Origin of the sequence: Ferrovibrio sp., from assembly GCF_035304305.1 — a bacterium.
Taxonomy (GTDB): Bacteria; Pseudomonadota; Alphaproteobacteria; order Ferrovibrionales; family Ferrovibrionaceae; genus Ferrovibrio.
This window is the reverse complement of the sequence record NZ_DATGQG010000118.1, coordinates 1-4236: the sequence shown is the minus strand read 5'-3', so window position 1 is coordinate 4236 and position 4236 is coordinate 1. Positions and strand designations below refer to the sequence as shown.

Genomic DNA, 4236 nt, shown 5'->3' with positions numbered 1-4236 from the left:
CGGCGCAGCCGGGACGACGAGCGCCAGGTCGAGATCCGCCTGACAGCCCGCGGCCGAGCCCTGGAACGCGAGGTCGCTGCCCTGCAGCGCGACCTGTTCTGCCTGCTGCCGCTGGGGCCCGAGGACATGGCCCGCCTGCGCACCGAACTGCGCGGCCTCGCGACCGGCTTGCGCGAGCTTGACTCGGTTTAATCCACAGGGCAATCCCATATTTAGACTGCGCCCTCTTGAAGTAGCCACAACATCTTGCGATAGTGACCTCTCGCACCACCATTCAGTTCGAGGGGGAGACATGTCGCTGCTGGACGCCAAGCCGGTCTACAAGCCGTTCCGGTATCCTTGGGCCTACGAGGCCTGGATGACCCAGCAGCGCCTGCACTGGCTGCCCGAGGAAGTGCCGCTCGCCGACGACGTGAAGGACTGGCAGAAGAAGCTGACGCCGGGCGAGAAGAACCTGCTGACGCAGATCTTCCGCTTCTTCACGCAGTCCGACGTGGAAGTGAACAACTGCTACATGAAGCACTACGCGCGGGTCTTCAAACCCACCGAAGTGCAGATGATGCTGGCTGCGTTCTCCAACATGGAGACGGTGCATATCGCCGCCTATTCGCACCTGCTCGACACGATCGGCATGCCGGAAGAGGAATACTCCGCCTTCCTCCGCTACAAGGAGATGAAGGACAAGTACGACTACATGCAGCAGTTCGGCGTCGACACGAAGGCCGACATCGCCAAGACACTCGCCGTGTTCGGCGCCTTCACCGAAGGCCTGCAGCTCTTCGCCTCGTTTGCGATCCTGATGAATTTCCCGCGCTGGAACAAGATGAAGGGCATGGGCCAGATCGTCTCCTGGTCGGTGCGCGACGAGACGCTGCACACCAACTCGATCATCAAGCTGTTCCATACCTTCGTGGAGGAAAATCCGGAAATCTGGACCGAGGAATTCCAGCGCGACCTCTATGTCGCCTGCTCCACCATCGTGGACCACGAGGATGCCTTCATCGACCTCGCCTTCGCGGTGGACGGCGTGCAGGGCCTCACCGCGCAGGAGGTGAAGGACTACATCCGCTGGACCGCCGACCGCCGCCTGCTGCAGCTGAAACTGCAGCCGATGTACCGGATCGAGAAGAATCCGCTGCCCTGGCTGGACGCCATGCTCAACGGCGTCGAGCACACCAACTTCTTCGAGAACCGCGCCACGGAATATTCCAAGGCCTCGACGCAGGGCACCTGGGAAGAGGCCTTCGCGTAAGGCAAAGACGCGGATGCCCGGGTCCAGCCCGGGCATGACAGATATGTTTCGATGTCATGGCCGGGCTTGACCCGGCCATCTGCGTTTTCGTTCACTGTTTCATGACCCGCACCATCCGCCCCGGCCGCTCCGACGAAGCCGAAGTCCTGCGCGCCATCGAGCGCGCGGCGCAGCAAGGCTTTGCGCAGGTCGGTTATCCGGACCTGGCCGATGGCGATCCGGTGCCTGCCGCCATACTGCATCAGGCGGCGCGCGACGGTCTGCTGCTGGTGGCCGCCGATGGTGATGACCGCCCCGTCGGCTTCGCGCTCTGCGCGGTCGTCGATGGCTGTCTCTACATCCACGAACTGGACGTGCATCCCGACCATGCCGGGCAGCGGCTGGGCGCCAGCCTGCTCGACGCCGCGGCCGGTCTGGCGCGGCAACGGCATCTGCCGGCGCTGACGCTGACCACCTTCCGCCATGTGCCGTGGAACGCGCCCTATTATGCACGGCTCGGCTTCACCGAGATCGGCGCGGACGAAATCGGCCCTGAGCTGCAGCGCGTGCTGGAGCGCCAGCGCGCTGCCGGTCTCGACATGGCCAATCGTCTGGCGATGAAACGTCCGGTCTAGGCCAGGATATCGATGAAATAGCGCTGCTGCTGCAGGCTCGCCTGCAGCGCCAGCAGGGACGCGCCGCCCTGTCCCTGCGCGCTCTGCAGGATCGCGGCCGCGTGCGCCATCACGTCGGGATTGAGGCTGCCGCTGCCGACCGCCTTCAGCGCGGCGAGCTGCGCGGCTTCGGCCTGGCGCAGGCCGGCAAGGGCATAGGAAACGGCGGAGGATCCGGTCACCGGGGTCATGACCCGAAGGCTAATCCGCGGCATGGTTGCGCTCAAGCCGCCGGCGGACCGACGCGCGGCCGGTTGATAATTTCGCTGTCTCCGGCCGGGATTTTTCGGAGCAGCCGGGTTATACACGCTGCGGCCTATTCCAGAACCGGACAGATGATGACTGCCCTGCCTCCCAATCCCCTTCTGCCCATTCCCATCGAGCAATACCGCGAGGGCAATACAGGCGTGCCCTACGCCCATCATTTCGATTCGGGGAAACCGGGGCCGCATGTCGGCATCACCGCGCTGATCCACGGCAACGAGGTCTGCGGCGCCCATGCGCTGGACCTGCTGCTGCGCGAGAAGTTCCGTCCGGTCCGGGGCAGGCTTACCGTGATCTTCTGCAACGTGGCGGCCTATCTGCGCTTCGATCCCGAGGAGCCGGTCGCCTCGCGCTTCATCGACGAGGACATGAACCGCGTCTGGGGCGCCAATGCGCTGGACGGCGAGCGCCGTTCGATCGAGCTCGACCGCGCCCGCGAGATCGAACCGCTGATCGCCGAGATCGACCTGCTGCTGGACCTGCATTCCATGCAGCAGCCCTCGCCGCCGCTGATGCTCTCGGGCCCGCTCGCGAAGGGGCGCGAATTCGCCGCCCAGGTCGGCGTACCGGCCATCGTGGTTGCCGATCACGGCCATAAGGCCGGCCTGCGCATGCGTGATTACGGCGGCTTCGGCGATCCGGCCAGCCCGAAGAATGCCCTGCTGGTGGAATGCGGCCAGCACTGGGAACAGGCGAGCCGGACCGTCGCCATCGAAACCATGTTCCGCTTCCTGCATGCCACCGGCATCGCCGAAGACTCCGTGCTGGCCGCCCATGGCCTGACGGCGAAGCCGCCGGCGCAGAAATTCGTCGAGGTCACCGATGCGGTGACCATCGAGAGCGATGCCTTCCGCTTTGCCGCGCCCTATACCGGCATGGAGACGATCGCGAAGGCCGGCACGGTGATCGCCCATGACGGACCAAGGCCGGTCGTCACGCCTTACGACAACTGCGTGCTGGTCATGCCCACCAAGCGGCTGAAGCCGGGACAGACGGCCGTGAGGCTGGGCCGCCTGATCGCAGGCTGATGCGGGCGCGCGCCATCCTGCGCAGCTTCTGGCTTTCCGTCCCCGCGCTCTGCCTCGGCGCGGCGGGCGGCGCGGTCTTCCTGTACCTGCGGATGCCGCTGGCCTGGATGCTGGGCAGCATGGTTTTCGTCGCCATCGCCGTTCTGACGGGCGCCGACAAACGGATCCCCCTTCGCGTCGACGGCTTCCTGCGCGCGGTGATGATCGCGGTGATCGGCGTGATGCTGGGCAGCGCCTTCAAGCCGGAGATGATCGAGCGCGCCGGCGAATGGCTCGGCCTGATCATCCTGATGCTGGTCTATGTGCCGGTCGCCACCGCGCTCTGCTATCTCCTGTTCCGCCGCTTCGCCCGGCTCGATCCGGTAACCGCCTATTTCGCCGCCACACCCGGCGGCCTGCAGGAAATGACCCTGGTGGGCGAGGCCTATGGCGGCGACGGCCGCAGCATCATCCTCACCCATGCGCTGCGCGTCTTCCTCACCGTGATGACCGTGCCGGTCTATTTCCGCTTCGTGGAGAAACTCGACGTGCCGCCGATGGCGGTCGGCCGGCATTTCTGGGAGCTGGTGCCGCTCGAGGGCCTGCTGCTCGCCGCCTGCGGCGTGGCCGGCTGGTATCTTGCCAGGCGCCTGCGCATCCCCGCCGCCGTGCTGGTCGGGCCGATGCTGGTGTCCGGCGTCGTCCACCTGCTCGGCCTGTCGGACGCCACGCCGCCGCCCGAGATCGTCGCCGTCGCCCAGGTGGTGATGGGGGCAGCCCTGGGCTGCCGTTTCGTCGGCACACCGTTGCGCACCGTGGGCCGCATCGCGCTCTGGGCGACGCTCGGCACCTTCATCATGCTGGCGCTGGCGCTCGGCCTGACCCTCGGCTTCGCCGAGCGCGCCGGCATCCCGCGCGAGGCGATGATGCTGGTGCTCTCGCCCGGCGGCATGGCCGAGATGAGCCTGGTCGCGCTGGGTTTGGGCGTCGAGGTCGCCATCGTCTCGTCGATGCATGTCTTCCGCATCGCCGTGGTGGTGATCGCCGCCCCCGCCGCCTT

Annotated in this window: 6 protein-coding genes; 5 read left to right on the top strand and 1 reads right to left on the bottom strand. The window is 66.4% G+C overall.

Annotated features, from left to right (window positions below):
• The 3 genes from VKZ87_RS13480 to VKZ87_RS13470 form a co-directional block, all read left to right on the top strand.
• The coding region (locus VKZ87_RS13480) for a hypothetical protein (protein WP_414655654.1) at nucleotides 1–192 on the top strand (192 nt) is incomplete at its 5' end.
• A 100-nt stretch (nucleotides 193–292) separates the two neighbouring features.
• Entirely contained in the window at nucleotides 293–1252 is a 960-nt protein-coding gene (locus VKZ87_RS13475) for a ribonucleotide-diphosphate reductase subunit beta (RefSeq protein WP_324221777.1), read from the top strand.
• A 101-nt stretch (nucleotides 1253–1353) separates the two neighbouring features.
• Complete coding sequence (locus VKZ87_RS13470; protein WP_324221776.1) at nucleotides 1354–1866, top strand: GNAT family N-acetyltransferase; 513 nt, start codon at nucleotides 1354–1356, stop codon at nucleotides 1864–1866.
• On the opposite strand, the gene VKZ87_RS13465 is transcribed toward VKZ87_RS13470, so the two are convergent.
• Entirely contained in the window at nucleotides 1863–2096 is a 234-nt protein-coding gene (locus tag VKZ87_RS13465; RefSeq protein WP_324221775.1) for a hypothetical protein, read from the bottom strand. The two genes, VKZ87_RS13470 and VKZ87_RS13465, sit on opposite strands and share 4 nt — an antisense overlap.
• A gap of 147 nt (nucleotides 2097–2243) precedes the next feature.
• Between VKZ87_RS13465 and VKZ87_RS13460 the strand changes: the two genes are divergently transcribed.
• Nucleotides 2244–3197, top strand: a complete 954-nt coding sequence (locus VKZ87_RS13460; RefSeq protein ID WP_324221774.1) for a M14 family metallopeptidase — start codon at nucleotides 2244–2246, stop codon at nucleotides 3195–3197.
• The coding region (locus VKZ87_RS13455; RefSeq protein ID WP_324221773.1) for an AbrB family transcriptional regulator at nucleotides 3197–4236 on the top strand (1040 nt) is incomplete at its 3' end. The genes VKZ87_RS13460 and VKZ87_RS13455, both read left to right, overlap by 1 nt.

What these genes read in the sequence shown, in the direction of transcription:
- VKZ87_RS13460 (WP_324221774.1), top strand. Translation starts at nt 2,244, where the DNA reads ATGACTGCCCTGCCTCCCAATCCCCTTCTGCCCATTCCCATCGAGCAA.
- VKZ87_RS13475 (WP_324221777.1), top strand. Translation starts at nt 293, where the DNA reads ATGTCGCTGCTGGACGCCAAGCCGGTCTACAAGCCGTTCCGGTATCCT.
- VKZ87_RS13470 (WP_324221776.1), top strand. Translation starts at nt 1,354, where the DNA reads ATGACCCGCACCATCCGCCCCGGCCGCTCCGACGAAGCCGAAGTCCTG.
- VKZ87_RS13465 (WP_324221775.1), bottom strand. Translation starts at nt 2,096, where the DNA reads ATGACCCCGGTGACCGGATCCTCCGCCGTTTCCTATGCCCTTGCCGGC.